This window comes from Bradyrhizobium sp. UFLA03-84 (assembly GCF_002289535.1).
GTDB classification, from domain to species: Bacteria; Pseudomonadota; Alphaproteobacteria; order Rhizobiales; family Xanthobacteraceae; genus Bradyrhizobium; species Bradyrhizobium viridifuturi.
Map to the genome: position 1 here is coordinate 89,138 of NZ_NSJY01000019.1, position 17,264 is coordinate 106,401.

General features: G+C 64.8%; 17 protein-coding genes. 8 read left to right on the forward strand and 9 right to left on the reverse strand.

Going from position 1 to position 17,264, the window contains the following annotated elements; all coding sequences use genetic code 11:
• Positions 1-36 precede the first annotated feature (36 nt).
• Together CK489_RS38135 and CK489_RS38140 are read left to right on the forward strand one after the other, a co-directional pair.
• Entirely contained in the window at positions 37-837 is an 801-nt protein-coding gene (locus CK489_RS38135; RefSeq protein WP_198961126.1) for an AraC family transcriptional regulator, read from the forward strand.
• Between the two features lie 170 nt (positions 838-1,007).
• The gene (locus CK489_RS38140) at positions 1,008-2,360 is read left to right on the forward strand and encodes a malonyl-CoA decarboxylase (protein ID WP_095735940.1); all 1,353 of its coding nucleotides are present in this window, start codon (positions 1,008-1,010) and stop codon (positions 2,358-2,360) included.
• A gap of 139 nt (positions 2,361-2,499) precedes the next feature.
• Here CK489_RS38140 and CK489_RS38145 read toward each other — a convergent pair whose 3' ends face one another.
• From CK489_RS38145 to CK489_RS38185, 9 genes are all read right to left on the reverse strand, one after another.
• Complete coding sequence (locus CK489_RS38145) at positions 2,500-4,872, reverse strand: TonB-dependent receptor (RefSeq protein WP_095736066.1); 2,373 nt, start codon at positions 4,870-4,872, stop codon at positions 2,500-2,502.
• Positions 4,873-5,178: 306 nt separating this feature from the next.
• Positions 5,179-6,240, reverse strand: coding sequence for a hypothetical protein (locus tag CK489_RS38150; protein WP_095736067.1), 1,062 nt, complete (start codon positions 6,238-6,240; stop codon positions 5,179-5,181).
• Positions 6,241-6,405: 165 nt separating this feature from the next.
• The gene (locus CK489_RS38155) at positions 6,406-7,575 is read right to left on the reverse strand and encodes a mandelate racemase/muconate lactonizing enzyme family protein (protein WP_095735941.1); all 1,170 of its coding nucleotides are present in this window, start codon (positions 7,573-7,575) and stop codon (positions 6,406-6,408) included.
• Between the two features lie 111 nt (positions 7,576-7,686).
• Entirely contained in the window at positions 7,687-7,944 is a 258-nt protein-coding gene (locus CK489_RS38160; RefSeq protein WP_050629997.1) for a DUF3297 family protein, read from the reverse strand.
• Positions 7,941-8,417 carry a glutathione peroxidase gene (locus tag CK489_RS38165; RefSeq protein WP_050629998.1) on the reverse strand — a complete coding sequence of 159 codons (477 nt, stop codon included), beginning with the start codon at positions 8,415-8,417 and terminating at the stop codon, positions 7,941-7,943. The genes CK489_RS38160 and CK489_RS38165 overlap by 4 nt, the downstream gene beginning before the upstream one ends.
• Positions 8,418-8,419: 2 nt before the next feature.
• The gene (locus tag CK489_RS38170) at positions 8,420-9,811 is read right to left on the reverse strand and encodes an amidase family protein (RefSeq protein WP_095735942.1); all 1,392 of its coding nucleotides are present in this window, start codon (positions 9,809-9,811) and stop codon (positions 8,420-8,422) included.
• A 72-nt stretch (positions 9,812-9,883) separates the two neighbouring features.
• Positions 9,884-10,450: a c-type cytochrome gene (locus tag CK489_RS38175; RefSeq protein WP_050629999.1), complete on the reverse strand. Its 567-nt coding sequence runs from the start codon at positions 10,448-10,450 to the stop codon at positions 9,884-9,886.
• A 72-nt stretch (positions 10,451-10,522) separates the two neighbouring features.
• On the reverse strand, positions 10,523-11,797 hold the full coding sequence (locus CK489_RS38180; protein ID WP_095736068.1) for a PQQ-dependent sugar dehydrogenase: 1,275 nt from the start codon (positions 11,795-11,797) through the stop codon (positions 10,523-10,525).
• A gap of 178 nt (positions 11,798-11,975) precedes the next feature.
• Positions 11,976-12,233, reverse strand: a complete 258-nt coding sequence (locus CK489_RS38185) for a DUF6894 family protein (protein WP_016839844.1) — start codon at positions 12,231-12,233, stop codon at positions 11,976-11,978.
• Positions 12,234-12,557: 324 nt separating this feature from the next.
• Here CK489_RS38185 and pqqA point away from each other — a divergent pair, with 324 nt between their 5' ends.
• The 6 genes from pqqA to pip all read left to right on the forward strand — a co-directional run bounded on the left by pqqA (position 12,558) and on the right by pip (position 16,999).
• Positions 12,558-12,638, forward strand: coding sequence for a pyrroloquinoline quinone precursor peptide PqqA (pqqA, locus tag CK489_RS38190; protein WP_035635412.1), 81 nt, complete (start codon positions 12,558-12,560; stop codon positions 12,636-12,638).
• Positions 12,639-12,783: 145 nt separating this feature from the next.
• Complete coding sequence (gene pqqB, locus CK489_RS38195) at positions 12,784-13,713, forward strand: pyrroloquinoline quinone biosynthesis protein PqqB (protein ID WP_095735943.1); 930 nt, start codon at positions 12,784-12,786, stop codon at positions 13,711-13,713.
• A gap of 20 nt (positions 13,714-13,733) precedes the next feature.
• Positions 13,734-14,489: a pyrroloquinoline-quinone synthase PqqC gene (gene pqqC, locus CK489_RS38200; protein WP_095735944.1), complete on the forward strand. Its 756-nt coding sequence runs from the start codon at positions 13,734-13,736 to the stop codon at positions 14,487-14,489.
• 11 nt (positions 14,490-14,500) lie between these two features.
• Positions 14,501-14,809: a pyrroloquinoline quinone biosynthesis peptide chaperone PqqD gene (gene pqqD, locus CK489_RS38205; protein ID WP_050630001.1), complete on the forward strand. Its 309-nt coding sequence runs from the start codon at positions 14,501-14,503 to the stop codon at positions 14,807-14,809.
• Positions 14,806-16,038 (forward strand): pyrroloquinoline quinone biosynthesis protein PqqE, encoded by a 1,233-nt coding sequence (gene pqqE / locus CK489_RS38210; RefSeq protein ID WP_095735945.1) that lies wholly within the window; start codon positions 14,806-14,808, stop codon positions 16,036-16,038. Before pqqD ends, pqqE begins: the two co-directional genes overlap by 4 nt.
• Positions 16,028-16,999, forward strand: a complete 972-nt coding sequence (gene pip / locus CK489_RS38215; RefSeq protein ID WP_095735946.1) for a prolyl aminopeptidase — start codon at positions 16,028-16,030, stop codon at positions 16,997-16,999. The genes pqqE and pip overlap by 11 nt, the downstream gene beginning before the upstream one ends.
• Positions 17,000-17,264: the final 265 nt, after the last annotated feature.

The following is a 17,264-nucleotide window of genomic DNA, read 5'->3' on the forward strand; positions in this document are numbered from 1 at the left end:
TAGGTTATAGGTGCTTGTCCTGACGGGATGTCGCCAATGACTATCGCTGAGCCGCCAATCAGAGCCCTCCACAACGACCGGCGCGTCACCGGCGACGGCGTGCACATGGTCGCGCGCAGCTACCAGAAGGGCATCCGGCTCGATCCCCACATGCACCGCGAGGCGCAGCTGGTCTATGCCGCCAGCGGCACCATGCAGGTGACCACGCCGAAGGGCCGCTGGCTGGTGCCGCCGGACCGCGCGGTGTGGGTCCCTGCCCTGCTCCCGCATGCGATCGACGTGCTCGCCGACATCGAGATGCGCACGCTGTATTTCGACCAGGCCTGGCTCGCGCGCGAAAAGCGCAGCGACAGCCTCGGCCATGAATTCGTGGTGCGGGTCTCGCCGCTGGTGCACCAGGCGATCCTTGCGCTGTTCGACGTATCCTGCGGACGCGAGCGCACCGACCTGCTGATCAGGCTGGTGATGCTGGAATTGCACCAGGCCGAGGATTCCGCGACCTTCATCCCGCTGCCGCAGGAGCCGCGCTGCCGCCGCGCTGCCGACATCGTGCTGGCCGATCCGACCAGGGATCACGAGATCGATGCGCTGGCGCGCACGGTCGGCACCTCGGCGCGCACACTGTCGCGGCTGTTCGCGGCGGAGACGCAACTCTCCTTCAAGAGTTGGTGCCAGCGCGCCCGCATCGCGGCGGCAATCGAGCGGCTGTCGACCAGCGCCAACGTTTCGGTCAAGCAGGTCGCCTCCGACCTCGGCTATGCCAGCGTGCCGGCATTCTCCCATGCATTCCGCCAGGTCACCGGCAAGACACCGACCGCGTTCGCGGAGAAAACGTGAACGGGATTTGTCACCGGGCGCAGCCAAGACGAATGATAAGGCGAATTATACCGCTGTCGCGTTGCGACATATTTCCGTACGATCCATGCGCTTGATTGCATTCCTGCCGACCTTAAATCCCGTGTAAGGTCCGGCTTCACTGGATGCGACCCGCTGGATACGACCTGCCCATGGCCAACGCCTTTTTCTCCGACTTGCTCTCGACGATTTCCGAACGCGGCCGCGTCCTGCTCGGCCGCGCCAGCCCGGCCAACGACAGGCAGGATGCCTCCGAGCTTCTGGAATTGTGCGAGGCGCTGCTGTCCGGCCGCGGCGAAGCCTCCGGTACCGCGATGGCGCGCGAAGTGCTCGACCGCTACCACCACCTCGACGCCGCCGGCCGCCTGTCGTTCTTCCAGACGCTGGCCCGCGATTTCGGCCCCGACCACGCCAGGCTGGCGCAGGCGATCGAGAGCTGGCGCACCAAAGCCAATGGCGAGGACGCCAGCGACCTGCATTTCGCCTCCGAGCCGCGCCGCCAGGAATTGATCCGCCGGCTCAATCGCGCGCCCGGCGGCACCGGCGAGCTGGTGTCGATCCGCTCCGATCTGCTTTCATTGATGAAGGGCAACAAGGACCTTGCCGCGCTCGATCGCGACGTGGTGCATCTGCTCTCGTCCTGGTTCAACAGGGGATTCCTCGTGCTGCGCAGGATAGACTGGTCGTCGCCGGCCAATATTCTGGAGAAGATCATCCGCTATGAGGCGGTGCACGAGATCCGCGATTGGGACGATTTGCGCCGCCGCATCGATCCGGTCGACCGCCGCTGCTACGCATTCTTCCACCCGGCGCTGGCCGACGAGCCGCTGATCTTCGTCGAGGTCGCGCTCACCGAAGCCATCCCGGGCGCGATCGCGCCGCTGCTTGCGGAAGAGCGCGAGCCGGTGCCGGTCGAGAAGGCCCGCACCGCGGTGTTCTATTCGATCTCCAACACCCAGCGCGGCCTCGGCGGCATCTCGTTCGGCAGCTTCCTGATCAAGCAGGTGGTCGAGGAGCTGCGCCGCGAACTGCCCAAGCTCGACACCTTCGTGACGCTGTCGCCGGTGCCGGGCTTCATGCAGTGGGTCAAGCAGGCCGACGACGTGCCGCTGTCAGATGAGGACCGCCAGCTGCTGGAAAATCTCGGCAAGCCCGGCTGGCCCGAGAACGCCGAGCTCGCCACGCAATTGCGCGCCGTGCTGGAGCCGCTCGCCGCCTACTACTTCCTGAAGGCGCGCACGCCGAAGGGCCGGTTGATCGATTCGGTCGCGCGCTTCCACCTCGGCAACGGTGCGCGGCTGGAGCGGATCAACTGGCTCGGCGACCTCTCGCCCAAGGGCCTGCGCGAATCCGCCGGCGTCATGGTCAACTACCTCTACCGGCTCGACGACATCGAGAAGAACCACGAGGCCTATGCCAACAATGGCGAGGTGATTGCCTCGAGCGCGGTGAAGAAGCTGTTGAAGGGCGAAGGCCGCCGGCTGCTGGATATGCGGCTCGGGTAGACCGCCGCTCAGCTCCCTCCCCGTCATTGCGAGGAGCGCAAGCGACGAAGCAATCCATCGCGCCACTGCGGGACAATGGATTGCTTCGCTTCGCTCGCAATGACGGCTAATCATCGCTCCGGCCTCGAACGCTCGACGCCTAAAACCTCGCCCGCGCCGTCAACCGCACCGTGCGGCCCTGTCCCGGCGAGATGTTGTTGTTGCCGTCGGCGGAGGCCCAATAGCCCTTGTCGAAGATGTTCTCGACGTTGAGCTGGGCGCTCCAGGTCTCGTCGATCCTGGCATAGACCGCCGCATCGAAGCGGACGAAGCTTGGCAGCCGCACGGTGTCGTCGGACGAGGCGAACGAATCGCCGAAATAGATCACGCCGAGCGCGGCCGCCCACATCGGCGTGAACTGATACTTGTTCCACCAGGCAAACTGATTATACGGCACGAGCTGGACGCGGTTGCCGGGCACGACGGTGGCCGAGGTCGCGCCGGTGATCTTCGCGTCGGTATAGGCATAGGCCAGCGACGACTGCCACTGCTCGGTGACATGGCCGGTCAGGCTCGCCTCGACGCCGCGCGTGAGCGTGCTGCCGGAGGGAAAGAAGAAGCCGGGATTGTTGCCGTCAGGGATCGGCTGGTTGGTGCGGTTCAGATTGTAGACCGCGGTCGAGAACAGCAGCTTCGGATTGATGTTCCACTTCATGCCGAGCTCGACATTCTCGAAGCGCTGCGGCTGCAGGATCAGCGTGCCGTCGGTCAGCGAGCCGAACTGGTCGCCGGACGCCGGCAGATAGGAGATGCTGTAGGCGGTATAGACCGACATCTGCTCGATCGGCTTGATGATCAGGGCGCCCTGCGGCGACACCAGATTGTCGACGCGGCCGCGAATGGTGTTGGTGTTCATGTCGGTCGCCGACATGTCGAAGCGATCGAAACGCGCGCCGGCGATGATCTGCACGGCGCGGGAGATCTCGATGGTGTCCCTGACATAGCCGGACTGGATGTTCAGCGCATAACGGCTGTTCGAGTCGGGCGTGGTGACGCCGTCGGTGTTGGTGCCGGTGAAGTGGTGGATGAACGTCACCGCGCCGAAATAGGTCGGGGCGAACGGGTTCTGCACGATGGTGTTGGTGCCATCAGGGAATACGCCGGTGTTGCGGATGTCGACGCCGCTCTGGCGGCCGAACGCGGTGCCGAAACCGACGGTGTGGAACAGCGGGCCGGTCCAGGTCTTGTAGGCGAAATCGGTCTGGTTGAAGACGTTGTCGCGGTTGGTCGTGTGCTGATAGGCGCCGAGATTGACCGCGGTGTCCGCCGGGTTGACCGCGCCGGTGAGCGCGCCGCCGGTCGGATAGACGTTCTGGTAGAATTTCTGGTAGTCGGCCGCGATGGTGCCGTTGCGCACCGTCAGCCCGTTCTCGAAATCGTGCTCGATGATAGCCATGCCGGTCTGCACCGTCGCCTGCGCAGTGTTTAGGCTCGGGCTGCCGAAGAATGTCGAGAAGTCGCCGTTCGGCGCAAACGGCGCCGTCGGGTTGAAGCGGGTCGCGCCGCCGGGCACACCTTGCGAAGGATTGCCGCGGTCGGCCGTGCGCGCGTCGTGGAAATACTCGTAGCTCAGCTTGATCTTGGTATTATCGTCCGGCTTCAGCGTCACCGTCGGGTTGATGCCGTAGCGCTCGAGATGGTTGAAGTCGCGGAACGCGTCGGCGCCCTCGTAGAACACGTTGAGCCTCGCCGCGACGTTCTCGTTGATCGCCTGTCCGGCATCGAGGGTGACACGGCGATCGCCCCACGAGCCGGTCTGCGCCGTCGCCTCGTAGACGCGGTTGCCGTCGGCCTCTTTCAGCGTGCGGTTGAGCAGGCCGCCGCTGGCGCCGCGGCCGAAGGTCAGCGCGCTCGGCCCCTTCAGCACCTCGATGCTTTGGGCGTTGTACATGTCGCGGAAGTACTGCACGTCGTCGCGGAAGCCGTTGACGAAGAAGTTGGCGCTGGAATCGACGCCGCGGATCACGAGCTCATCGCGATTGCCTTCGCCCTGATGCACCGCGACGCCGGGAACGTAGCGGGTGACGTCGGTGACGCCCTGGTAGTTCTGGTCGCGGATCTGCTCCCGCGTCACGACGCTCAGCGACTGCGGAATGTTGACGATCGCGGTGTTGGTTCGGGTCGCAACCTGTGTGCTGTTGGCGAAATAGCCCGACGTGCCGGTGCGGGCATCCTGCGACTCCGTGAAAGGCTTCGGCGCGGCCGCAGGCTCGATCCGCCGTGCCGTCCGGGTGCGGCGGCCGCGGGCAGCGGCGGTGTTGCGTGACGTAGACGGCAAAGTGCGGTGGCGTTGCGCGGCGGGCGCGGTGACGGTCACCGGCGGCAACGACGAGGCGCCGCCTTGCGGGGGCGTCGACTGCGCCCGCGCAGGTGACGTTGCGAGCGGAACGCTCAGCGCGAGATAGCTTGCCGTGAGCAGCGCCAGCTTCGCAAGCCAAGCGACGCGACGATTTTTATGTGGTCTTGATGTCATGACGTCGTCCCCAAGCAACTCGCGCCTTGCGGGAAGGCGATGCGCCGTCCTCTAGAGACGTGAGGCGTTGTGCGTCCAGACGATGAGCCCGGGAAAATTTTTGCGTGATGTCGGAATAAAGTCGTGACGAAAGCGCGCAGGTGCCGCGCACGGCGAGCGCAGGGCTGGAAAAGTCAGGGATGCAAATGGTTTCGGTCGGCTTCCGGATTTGCGCCGGGAAACGAAGAGCGGCGCTTGCGCGCCGCCCTTCTTGTAGTAATTCCAGATTGTATCGGTTCTAAGCGGCTTCTTGATGGGCCGTCGTCGTCACGCGATTGCCGAGCGCGGCCGCAGTCCCGCCGGCAGATGCGTGTCGATCCAGGCCGTGATCGCGCGCTCGTTGCGATGGTAGAGCAGGCCCGCGGCGATCACGGCAATGCCGATCAGCGACAGCGAGAAGGGAAACCACAGCGAGTCCTTGAACACGACGTCGGCAAGATGTCCGAGATAGAGGCAGATGCCGAACGCGCCGAACACCGCATAGGCGCGCCGCATCAGGATCACGGCGATCACGACGAGGCCGACATTGAGCAGGCAGTAGATCGCCTTGCCCAGTTCGGTCGAGCTCGAGGACGCAGAGATGCCGCCCCAGAACGCCATCAGGCCGAACAGATGCAGCCAGAACGCGAAGTCACCGTTGCGGCTGCGATAGTCCACGATCCAGGCCACCGCGAGGACGGCAAGACCGAACCAGACCGACACGCGGCGCTGCGTCTCGAAGTCGGCATGGGCCGTGCCGCTGAACCATGGCGCCAAGTCCATCGACATGAACCACAGCGCAAACGCGATGATCGCGACGATGAAGGCGAAGCGGAAATAGCGCAGCGCGACGATGCCGGCGGCGACGGTCGCGAGTTCCATGAAGATCCAGCTGCCCTTCACCCAGACGTAGAAGTCCTGCACGGTTCCGGGCTTGCCGAACTTGCCCCACCAGCCGAGTTCATCCTGGATGCCATAGACCGCGAGCGGCGCCATCGAGACGGCGATCGCGATCAGCAGGCCGCCGGGAACCCGCAGATTCTTGCCGACCCAGAGGTGGTGACCGGCCACGGCGAAAGCGGCGGCATAGGCGATTGCGCAGGCCGTGAGCGCTCGTCCCCCCATCTGGGTGAACGCCAGGGTCGAGAACAGGCCCATGGCGCCGATCACGATCAGGGCGCCGGCATACCAGAGCACGTGGGCGGCATCGAACCTGGCGACCGGGCTGGCATCGCCAGTGGCGCCCTGCCCCTCATGGCTGGACAGGAAGGCGAGCAGCCGGTCCAGATCAGCCGCGCTGATCACCCCGGCATCGGCAGCTTCCCGAAGACTCTTCGCTGAATATGGCATGCGGTTGTTCCTCATGGCCGGTTCCGACGCCTTCCCGGTTCCGGACGAGGCGCCTCTCCCCCCATAAGTATATCGGAACGTGAGCAACGTTCAATCTTATATTGAGCAATGCTCAAATCATTTTTACAGCCGGCCCACCCACCGGGCTGGCCGGATGGGTACCAGCTAATCGGCCAGCGCCTTCATTTCCTTGTAGAGATCCGACTTGCCCTCGAACCCGATGCCGGGGAGGTCCGGCATCACGATGTGGCCGTTCTCGACGCGGACGCCGTCGGGGAAACCGCCATAGGGCTGGAACAGGTCGGGATAGCTTTCATTGCCGCCGAGTCCGAGGCCGGCCGCGATGTTGAGCGACATCTGGTGGCCGCCATGCGGGATGCAGCGGCTCGGCGACCAGCCGTGGGTCTTCAGCACCTCGAGCGTGCGCTGATCCTCGCACAGCCCATAGGACAGCGCGCAGTCGAATTGCAGCCAGTCGCGGTCCGGCCGCATGCCGCCGTAGCGGATCAGGTTGCGCGCATCCTGGTGGCTGAACAGGTTCTCGCCGGTCGCCATCGCCCGGGGATAGAATTCAGCTAAGGCGGACTGCAGCGCATAGTCGAGCGGGTCGCCGGCCTCCTCGTACCAGAACAGTGGATACTCCCGCAGCATCTTGGCGTAGGCGATCGCGGTTTCCAGGTCGAAGCGGCCGTTGGCGTCGACGGCAAGCTGCGCGCTGCTGCCGATTTCCTCCAGCACCGCCTCGATGCGCTCGCGGTCCTCAGTGAGCGGCGCGCCGCCGATCTTCATCTTCACGACGTTGTAGCCGCGGTCGAGATAGCCGCGCATCTCCTTCCGCAGCGCGCCGAGGTCCTTGCCCGGATAATAATAGCCGCCTGCGGCGTAGACGAAGACGCGCGGATTGGCGCTCACACCGTGGCGCTCGGCAAGCAGCCGGAACAGCGGCTTGCCCGCGATCTTCGCCACCGCGTCCCACACCGCCATGTCGATGGTACCGACCGCGACCGAGCGCTCGCCATGGCCGCCCGGCTTCTCGTTCGACATCAGCGTCGACCAGACCTTGTCCGGATCGAGATTGTCGCCTGAGGCATCGAGCAGCGATTTCGGGTCGGCTTCCAGGAGGCGCGGCGCGAAGCGCTCGCGGATCAGACCACCCTGCCCGTAACGGCCGTTGGAATTGAAGCCGTAGCCGACCACCCGCCGGCCGTCGCGCACCACATCGGTGACCACGGCAACGAGGCTCGAGGTCATCTTGGTGAAGTCGATATAGGCGTTGCGGATCGGCGAGGAGATCGGCTTCGTCACCTCGCGGACGTCGACGATGCGGACGGACATGGTTGAGCTTTCGGAGTTGTCGGGGCACGTCATTCCGGAGCGATGCGAAGCATCGAACCCGGAATCTCGAGATTCCGGGTTCACGTCTCGCGTGCCCCGGAATGATGGTGGTTACTTCTTATCCCGGAAATACGGCTCGACCGGCCCATGCACCTTGATGGTCAGCGGATTGCCGTAACGGTCCTTGGCATTGCCGGCGGTGACGCGTACCCAGCCCTCGCTGATGCAGTACTCCTCGACATTGGTCTTCTCGGCGCCCTTGAAGCGGATGCCGACGTCGCGCGCCAGAATCTCCGCATTGTAGTACGGGCTGTTCGGATCGACCGAGAGGCGGTCGGGGAATTGGTCGTTGGTGGTGTCGTCGCTCATAGCAGCGCCTCGATTTCCTTCTTCAATCCTTCGGGCCGGGCGGTCGGCGCATGCCGCGCCACGACCTTGCCGGCGCGATCGACCAGAAACTTGGTGAAGTTCCATTTGATCGCCGGTCCGAGCAGGCCCGACTTCTCACGTTTCAGGTGTTCGTACAATGGATGCGCACCTGAGCCATTGACGTCGATCTTGGCGAACATCGGAAACGTCACGGCATAGTTAGTCTCGCAGAACGCCGCGATCTGTTTGGCATCGCCCGGCTCCTGCGCACCGAACTGGTTGCAGGGAAAGCCGAGCACGGCAAAGCCGCGCGGCGACAATCCGGCGTGCAGCTCCTGCAGGCCCTTGTATTGCGGCGTGAACCCGCAGGCGCTCGCGGTGTTCACGATCAGCAGCACCTGCCCCTCGAAATCCCGCAGCGGCATGTCCTCGCCGGCGAGCGATTTGGCGGTGAAATCGTAGACCGTCGGCATCTTCAGCTCACCGGATCGATCGCAGCCGACGGCGTGCCGCCGGCCTCGACCGCCTCGCCTGCCGCGAGGCAGAGATCCTCGCGGTAGCGGGCCGCCACGAGCTGCACGCCAACCGGAATCCGTCCCACGAGGCCGGTGGAGACGACGAGCCCCGGCAGACCCATGAATGGGATCGCGATCTGCGGCAGCTGCGCGTGCCACACCCGTGCGAACGACGCCTCGTCCTTGCGGTCGAGATGATCGGGGAACGGCAGCTCAGCGGACACCGGCATCAGCAGCACGGGATATTTGTCGAGGAAGGCGAACCATTCGCGCGTCAACGTGGCGCGGCGGGTCAGCGCCTGCGACAGGTCGAACGGATGCACCCTGGCGCGGACGCCGCGCAGGCAGGCCAGCGCGCCGGGATCGCCCTCGCGCTCGGCAAACGCAAGCTGCGCCTCGTAGCCGTCGCCGAGCCAGAGCCGGGTCTGGATCTCGGCCGCCTCACGCAGGGATGGCGTGTTGGCAACTTCCTCGACGATCCAGCCGGCGGCTTGCAGACGCTTGCCGGCGTCGGCAACCGCAGCGACCACTTCCGGTACCGGGTTGAGACCATCGGGATTGAGACACATCGCAACGCGCTTCTCGCGCGGCGGTCCCTCGAGCGGCACCGGTGCGTACCAGGGATCGCGATAGTCAGGCGCCGACATCGCCGCGAGCGAGATCCGCAGATCGTTGACCGTACGTGCCAACGGGCCCGAGACCGCGCTGATCTGCGGGCCGATCGGACGCTCCGGCAATGCCGCGTTGAAGGCCGGGATGCGGCCCATGCTCGGCCGCAGGCCGTGCACGCCGCAGGCATAGGCCGGATAGCGGATCGAGCCGGCGATATCGGTGCCGTGGGCGATGTGGCCGATGCCGGCCGCGACCGCGGAGCCCGCGCCGCCCGACGAGCCGCCCGGGGTGATCCCGGGATCGCGCGGGTTCTTGGTGTCGCCGTGAATGAGGTTGGTGGTGAACCAGCGATAGGACACCGCCGGACAATTGGTGCGGCCGAGCAGCACCGCGCCGGCCTTACGCAGATTGGCGACCACCGGGTTGTCCACCTTGGCGATCAGGTCGCGCTGCGCCTTCAGGCCGTTGGTGGTGGCGTAGCCTTCCTGGTCGACATTGACCTTGATCGTGATCGGCACGCCGGCAAGCGGCCCCACCGCCTCACCGCGCGCAATTGCCGCATCGACCTTCGCGGCCTGCGCCAGCACGTCGTCCGGCCGGTGATCGACCACCGCGTTGATCTTCGGGTTGACTGCATCGAGCCGGGCGAGCCCGGCCTCGGCCGCCTCCTTCGCCGTTACCTTCTTCGATTTGATGAGGCCGGCGAGCTCGGTTGCCGACAGACGCCAAAGATCCTGCATGAGATACTCCGTGTGACGGAGGCTTTTTAGCGCCGCATGCGAGGCAAGGCCAGCGGCCTGCCGCGTAGCCGGTCAGCGGAAATGCGCGATGTAATAGGCAAGGTCGCCGATCTGCTCCTTGGTCACCGTCTGCATCACGTCCGCCATGGTGGCGTCGTAGCCGTGCCGGCTGTTGTCCTTGTATTCGGCCAGCGTCTTGGCGAGGTAATCCTCGCGCTGGTTGGCGATGCGGGGGACGTTGTCCTTGCCGGAGAAATCAGTGTTGTGGCAGCTGTTGCAGCGGTTCTGCTGCGCCAGCGCCTGGCCGCGCGCCATCCGCGCCGGATCGCCGGCATCCGCGGGCGGTGCCGGCTTCGGCAGGGTGGCGATGAAATCCGAGAAGGCGCGCAAATCGTCGTCGGTCATCGGCTTCGCCATCTCGTTCATCGGGTCGAATACCCTGAGCTTCTCGCGGAACATGAACAGCTGGATCAGCGCATAGGGCGCCTGCTGGCCGCCGAGCGATGGCGTGTTCTCGGTTTCCGACGTGCCGTGTTCGCCGTGGCAGGCAAAGCACGCCGCAGCACGCTCCTGGATGGTCTCGGCGTTTGCGGAGAAGCTGAGAGCGGCCAGCGCCGCGGCGATTGCGAACTTGCGCATCGGTCCATCCTTGCATGCAGTTCAAAAAGAATCGGGGGCAGCAAGCGCTGCCCCCGATCCCTGGGTTTCGGCTTACTGATTGGCGACCTTCGGCTTGCCGTAGCTGATGCGATAGACCGCGCCGTTCCAGTCGTCGGAGACCAGCAGCGAGCCGTCCTTCAGCAGCATCACGTCGACCGGGCGGCCGACATACTTGTTGTCCTCGAGGAAGCCGGTCATGAACGGCTCGACCGACTTCACGGTGCCGTCCTTGTTCAGCCGCACCACGACGACGTCACCGCCCTGCTTCTGCGACTTGTTCCAAGAGCCGTGACGCGCGACGAAGATCACGTTCTTGTAGGTCTTCGGGAACATGCTGCCCGTATAGAAGCGCATGCCGAGCGAAGCGGTATGCGGCCCCATCAGACCGACCGGCGGCGTGTACTCCTTGCAGTTCTTGCCCCAGCCGAGCTCCTGGTCGATGATGTTGCCCTGGTAGCAGAACGGCGCGCCGAAATCCTCGCCCGCCTTGGTGACGCGGTTGAGCTCGTCTTCCGGCACCGTCTCCGACAGCCAGTCGCGGCCATTGTCGGTGAAGTACATCTGCTTGGTCTCGGGATTCCAGTCGAAGCCGACCGAGTTGCGCACGCCGAGCGCATAGACCTCGGCGCCGGAGCCGTCGAGATTCATGCGGCGGATCTGGCCGTGGTCGGCGTCATGCAGCACGTTGTTGCCGGGCTGACCGACCGGGACATAGAGCTTGTTGTCGGGACCGATGGCGATGAACTTCCAGCCATGCGCCTCGTCCTTCGGCAGCTTGTCGTAGATCACGGTCGGCTTCGGCGGGTTGTCCAGATTGTCCTCGATCTTGTCGATCTTAGAGACCTTCGAGAGCTCGGCGATGTAGAGCGTGCCGTCCTTGAAGGCGACGCCGTTCGGGCGGTAGAGGCCGGAAGCGATCACCTTGACCGAGCGTTTGCCGTCCTTGTTGACGATTGCATAGACCTTGTCGACGAGGCGGCTGCCGACGAACACCGTTCCTTTGTCGCCGAGCGCCATCGAGCGCGCATTGGCCATCCCGGCCGCATAGACCTCGACATTGAAGCCGGCCGGCACCTTGAGCTTGGCGAGCGGCAGCTTGTCGGGCGCAGACGGCAGCGGCGGCGGCGCCACCGGCGCCAGCTTGGCGGCGGCTTCATTGTCCGGACGCCCGATCAAGGGCGAGCCCGGCGGCAGCGGCTGGGCGGCCGGAGCAGCACCTGCCGCCGGTGCGGCCGCCGGCTGCTGCGCCGCAGCAGAGAGCGTGAACGCGCCCAGCATGGCCCCCGCCAGCAGCAGGCTGCGCAGTGCGAACGAGTGTTTTGTCATGATGATCTCCCCTGGGTGGAAGCCTTTGTTCATCGCGCCATTGATGTCGATCGGCGCATTAGGCTTTCCGTTCATAGTCTTGCGAATTTGTCCGGACAAATGCAATCGGAAACATGCCGACATCGTCCAACGCATGGTTGTGACCACGGTTGTGACCGCGCGGCAGCGCCGGCGTTTATCAGTGCCTTGTCATCGAGCGGTCCGGGCGATCGAGAATCGCCTCGGTGAATGGAAACTCCAGCACGATCTCGCCCTCGTCGTCGGTCACCTCGATGACAGCACTGAGCAGCGCGCCGTCGGCTCCTTCGGTCTTGAGCAGCTCGCGAATCATCGCCCGGGCCATCTCCCACGCGCGATCCGGGTCGCGCAGGATTTCGCCGTCGGGGTCGGAGATCAGCTCGTCGCCGATACGGGTATTGAAGAAATAGCGTGGCATCGGCTGAACTCGGCTCGGTTAGTCGCTTCCCGTGACCGGGAAGCACAGGATCGTCATCAGGACCTTGGGAGGATCACCCGGCCCCTGTCTCATAATCCAAGATCACCATTCGCCGTGTGGCGAACAACAGGAAAAAGGTCTGATGGCACCGGGTTTTGACGGGAAATGCGCGCACAAATTTGTGAGTGGTCCGGATTTGTCTTCCGCAGTGCAGCATGCCGTTCCGCAGGGCGCCTAGCGAAAAATTTAGGTGGCGAACTTTCCGAACCGCAGTAGTTTAACCTCAGGGCGGAAAGTTCGTCCGGTTGCAACAAGGAGAGCCTAATGGCCTGGAAAGCACCGAAGATCGTGGAAGTGTCGGTCGGCATGGAAATCAACATGTATATGTGCGCCACCCGCAAGTAAGCGGCAGCGCCCTATACACGTTTAGCGTTTTAGCGCAGGTGGACATCCGGGCGTAACGCGCTCCCGAGCATGGGGGTGTGTTTCAAATCCGGAGTCCACCTCGTAACGTTTCTGGATCTGAAAAAAACTCTCCAGGGGACGGATCATGCTTCGTGTCGTCGTCCTGGGTGCCGCGGCGGGTGGCGGCGTTCCGCAGTGGAATTGCGGCTGTGCCGTTTGCAGGACGGCGCGAAGCGACCATCCCGAATTGCAGAGCACGCAAGCCTCGATCGCCGTCAGCGGCGACGGCGCGCACTGGTTCCTGGTCAACGCCTCTCCCGATCTCCGCCAGCAGCTGATCGCGACGCCGCAGCTTCATCCGAAGCACGGCGCGCTGCGCCACAGCCCGATCGCGGGCGTCATCCTCACCAACAGCGAGGTCGATGCGGTCGCCGGATTGCTGTCGATGCGCGAGGGCTCGCCGTTTGCGATCTACGCGCATCAGCGGGTGCTCGCGATCCTGCGTTCGAACAGCATCTTCAACGTGCTGAGCGAGAAGAACGTCGCCCGCCTGCCGATCGCCGTCGACCAGGCCTTCGAGCCGGCCCTGCCCGACGGATCGCCGTCGGGGCTCGAAGTGCTGCCGTTCGAGGTTCCCGGCAAGGGCGCATGGTATCTCGAAGGCAAGGCCCACCCGGCAGGCGCCGACGGCGTCGGCGATACGCTGGGCCTGCGTATTGCGGACAAGCGCAGCGGCAAATACTTCTATTTCCTGGCCGCCTGCGCGCGGGTCACTGACGAACTGAAATCGCGGCTCAAGGGTGCGCCGCTGGTGTTTTTCGACGGCACGGTGTGGCGCGACGACGAACTGATCGCGGCGGGGCTGGGCACCAAGACCGGCCAAAGCATGGGACATATCGCGATGTCAGGCGATCACGGCGCGATCGAAAGCCTCGCCGGTCTCGACATCGGACGAAAAGTGTTTTTGCATATCAACAATTCCAACCCGGCGCTGCTTGGGAGTTCGGCCGAACGCAAGACGGCCGAGCACGCGGGCTGGCAGATACCTTCGGACGGAACGGAGATCGTGCTGTGAACGTCGTGCCCACCAATGGAATGACCGCGCTCTCGATCGGCAAGGGCATCACGCTCGACACGGCCGAGGACATGGAGGCGACGCTGCGCACCATCGGCGCGACGCGCTATCACAGCCTGCATCCGTTCCACCGCCTGTTGCACGGCGGCAAGCTGAACAAGGGCCAGGTCCAGGCCTGGGCTCTCAACCGCTATTACTATCAGAGCACGATCCCGCTGAAGGACGCGATGGTGATGACGCGCTTTCGCGATCGCATGACGCGGGTCGAGTGGCGCCACCGCATCGAGGATCATGACGGAGATCTCGGCAGTGAGGGCGGCATCGAGCGCTGGCTGAAGCTGACCGAAGGCCTCGGCCTCGACACCGCCTATGTCGAATCCACCGAAGGCATCCTGCCGGCGACGCGCTTTGCCGTGGAAGCCTATGTACATTTCTGCCGCGACCGCACGCCGCTGGAGGCGATCGCCTCCTCGCTCACCGAATTGTTCGCGCCGAACCTGCATGAGGAGCGCATCTCGGGGATGCTGAAGCATTACGACTTCGTCAACCCCGACATCATGAGCTATTTCAGCCGCCGCCTCACCCAGGCGCCGCGCGACGCCGGCTTTGCGCTCGACTACGTCAAGCAGCACGCCAGGACGCCGGCCGAGCGCGAGGCCGTGTGCAACGCGCTGATCTTCAAGACCAACGTGCTGTGGGTGCAGCTCGACGCGCTCTATCACGCCTATGTCGAGGGCCAGATTCCGCCCGGCGCCTTCGTGCCGAAGACAGGTTAGAGACAGACATCATGGCCAGCCGCAACATCAGCGTCAGCGAGACCAGCCGGCCGAAACTGCCGCGCCACACCAGGCTGAAATTCGACGAGACGCGGCAGGTCTGGGTGATCCTGGCGCCGGAACGCGTGCTGGCGCCGGACGAGATCGCGGTCGAGGTGCTGCATCTCTGCGACGGCGTGCGCAGCGTCGGCCAGATGGTGGACCAGCTCGCGGAAAAATACGCCGCGCCGCGCGAGGCGATCGCGACCGACGTGATCGCGATGCTGCAGGACCTGGCCGACAAGGGCTTTCTCACCGAAGCGCGCGAGAGCACGGCATGACTGACACGCTCGCCGGCAACAAGACGACGGCAGCAGGCCCAACCGACGGGCTCGCGGTGCTCGAGCAAACGCGCTCGGCGGCCGAGACCTACGGCATCCCGCTCGCCGTGCTGCTCGAGGTCACCCACCGCTGCCCGCTGCAATGCCCCTACTGCTCCAATCCGGTCGAGCTCGACCGCGGCTCGACCGAGCTCACCACCGAAGAGTGGAAGAAGGTGCTGAGCGAGCTTGCCGAGCTCGGCGTGCTGCAGGTCCATTTCTCCGGCGGCGAACCGACCGCGCGCAAGGACATCGTCGAGCTGGTGCAGCACGCGACCGATGTCGGGCTCTATTCCAACCTGATCACCTCGGCCGTGCTGCTGACCAGGGACAAGCTGTCGGCGCTGGCCGATGCCGGCCTCAGCCATGTGCAGATCAGCTTTCAGGGCAACGAGCCCAACGTCGCCGATCGCGTCGCGGGCCTGAAGGACGCACACAGGAAGAAGCTCGAGGTCGCGAAATGGACCCGCGAGCTCGACATGCCGCTCACGGTCAATGCGGTGATGCACCGGCAGAACCTGCATCAGCTGCCCGACATCATCCAGATGGCGGTCGATCTCGACGCCGACCGGCTCGAAGTCGCCAACGTGCAGTATTACGGCTGGGCGCTGAAGAACCGCGCCGCGCTGATGCCGACGGTCGAACAGATCGAGGAGACCAGCCGCATCGTCGAGGAAGCCCAAATTCGCCTGAAGGGTACGCTCGCGATCGACTATGTCGTGCCGGACTACTACGCGCTGCGGCCGAAGAAATGCATGGGCGGCTGGGGCCGCCAGTTCTTCAACATCTCTCCGGCGGGCAAGGTGCTGCCCTGCCACGCCGCCGAAAGCATCACCGGGCTCGAATTCGAATCCGTGCGCTCGAACCATTCGATTGCCTGGATCTGGCAGAACTCGGAGGCCTTCAACCGCTATCGCGGCACCGGCTGGATGCCGGAGCCGTGCAAGTCCTGCGAATTCCGCGAGGTCGATTTCGGCGGCTGCCGTTGCCAGGCCTTTGCGCTGACCGGTGACGCCGGCAATACCGACCCGGCCTGTGCGCTGTCGCCGCGGCATGAGGAGATCTTCAAACAGGCCGAGCAGGAATCCGCCGGCACGCAGAACCGTTTCCTCTACCGCAACTTCGCCGGCGGCACGCTGGAGACGGACCTCCCCCAGGAAAAGCCCCAGGACAAATCTCATGGCGCCTGACGCCGACGCCGGCAAGGCTGCCAGGCGCGCCGATCCCTTCGCTCCGCTGACATCGGAATGGCTCGATGTCGGCGACGGCCACAACCTTCACGTCGAGAGCGTCGGGCGCGAAGGCGGCATCCCCGCGGTCTATCTGCATGGCGGCCCTGGCAGCGGCTGCCAGCCGGACCATCGCCGGCTGTTCGATCCCGAGCGCTTCCACGCCGTGCTGTTCGACCAGCGCGGCTGCGGCCGCAGCCGGCCGAAAGGCAGCCGCGACCACAACACGACGCAGCATTTGATCGCCGACATGGAGAAGATCCGCGAACGCTTCGGCTTCGCGCGCTGGATGGTGGCCGGAGGCTCCTGGGGCGCGACGCTGGCGCTGGCTTATGCAGAGGCCCATCCCGAGCGCGTCAGCGGCCTCGTGCTGCGCGCGACATTTCTCGGCACGGCCGAGGAGCTGGAAGACGTCTTCCGGCGCGCCTTACCGCGCTTCTATCCCGACCTCTCGGAGGATTTCCTCAACTTCCTGCCCGAGCATGAACGTGCGGCGCCACTTGCGGCCTATTACCGCCGCATCCTCGATCCCGACGCCGCCGTGCATGCGCCGGCCGCGCGCGCCTGGCATGACACGGAGCGCGTGCTGTCGGAGCACACGCCGAAGCAGACGCGGCTCGATCTGAAGGCCTCAGGCGCCCTGCCCTCGACGCCGTTCATGGAGGCACACTACTTCGCCAACGATTGCTTCATGCGGCCGAACCAGTTGATGGAGGAAGCCGGCAAGCTCGCCGGAATTCCCGGCATCCTGGTGCAGGGCCGCTACGATCTCCTGTGCCCGCCCGCAACCTCGCACGCGCTCGCCGCGCGCTGGCCGGGCAGCGAGGTCCGCGTTGTCGATGGCGCCGGCCACATCCTCTACGACCCCGGCATCCGCAACGCCGTGATGAAGGCGATCGCGGATTTGGCGGCAAGACAATGACCAGGGCGCGTACCCATAGATTGGAACGCCCGCAAGGCAGACGAATTGGACTGCTATGCCGACCGGAGTTCGACCTGTCCGTTTGGGGTCTTTGAGATCTGTCGTACGAGATCGTTTGCGGCTTCGCCTGTCCAATCAGGATTAGAGACTTGAAGATGCCCGCCGTACAGCAGCAAGCCAGCTAGCGCTATCGACCAGAGCGGGCCCTGCCCGATCTCAATTGCTACCCATTGCAGCCGCCCCTGTCATTTCCGCGTGCCGTGTG

Bases quoted from the DNA above. Each gene is read 5' to 3' on its own strand.
- CK489_RS38135 (WP_198961126.1), top strand. From the start codon at position 37: ATGACTATCGCTGAGCCGCCAATCAGAGCCCTCCACAACGACCGGCGC.
- CK489_RS38140 (WP_095735940.1), top strand. From the start codon at position 1,008: ATGGCCAACGCCTTTTTCTCCGACTTGCTCTCGACGATTTCCGAACGC.
- CK489_RS38145 (WP_095736066.1), bottom strand. From the start codon at position 4,872: ATGACATCAAGACCACATAAAAATCGTCGCGTCGCTTGGCTTGCGAAG.
- CK489_RS38150 (WP_095736067.1), bottom strand. From the start codon at position 6,240: ATGCCATATTCAGCGAAGAGTCTTCGGGAAGCTGCCGATGCCGGGGTG.
- CK489_RS38155 (WP_095735941.1), bottom strand. From the start codon at position 7,575: ATGTCCGTCCGCATCGTCGACGTCCGCGAGGTGACGAAGCCGATCTCC.
- CK489_RS38160 (WP_050629997.1), bottom strand. From the start codon at position 7,944: ATGAGCGACGACACCACCAACGACCAATTCCCCGACCGCCTCTCGGTC.
- CK489_RS38165 (WP_050629998.1), bottom strand. From the start codon at position 8,417: ATGCCGACGGTCTACGATTTCACCGCCAAATCGCTCGCCGGCGAGGAC.
- CK489_RS38170 (WP_095735942.1), bottom strand. From the start codon at position 9,811: ATGCAGGATCTTTGGCGTCTGTCGGCAACCGAGCTCGCCGGCCTCATC.
- CK489_RS38175 (WP_050629999.1), bottom strand. From the start codon at position 10,450: ATGCGCAAGTTCGCAATCGCCGCGGCGCTGGCCGCTCTCAGCTTCTCC.
- CK489_RS38180 (WP_095736068.1), bottom strand. From the start codon at position 11,797: ATGACAAAACACTCGTTCGCACTGCGCAGCCTGCTGCTGGCGGGGGCC.
- CK489_RS38185 (WP_016839844.1), bottom strand. From the start codon at position 12,233: ATGCCACGCTATTTCTTCAATACCCGTATCGGCGACGAGCTGATCTCC.
- pqqA (WP_035635412.1), top strand. From the start codon at position 12,558: ATGGCCTGGAAAGCACCGAAGATCGTGGAAGTGTCGGTCGGCATGGAA.
- pqqB (WP_095735943.1), top strand. From the start codon at position 12,784: ATGCTTCGTGTCGTCGTCCTGGGTGCCGCGGCGGGTGGCGGCGTTCCG.
- pqqC (WP_095735944.1), top strand. From the start codon at position 13,734: ATGACCGCGCTCTCGATCGGCAAGGGCATCACGCTCGACACGGCCGAG.
- pqqD (WP_050630001.1), top strand. From the start codon at position 14,501: ATGGCCAGCCGCAACATCAGCGTCAGCGAGACCAGCCGGCCGAAACTG.
- pqqE (WP_095735945.1), top strand. From the start codon at position 14,806: ATGACTGACACGCTCGCCGGCAACAAGACGACGGCAGCAGGCCCAACC.
- pip (WP_095735946.1), top strand. From the start codon at position 16,028: ATGGCGCCTGACGCCGACGCCGGCAAGGCTGCCAGGCGCGCCGATCCC.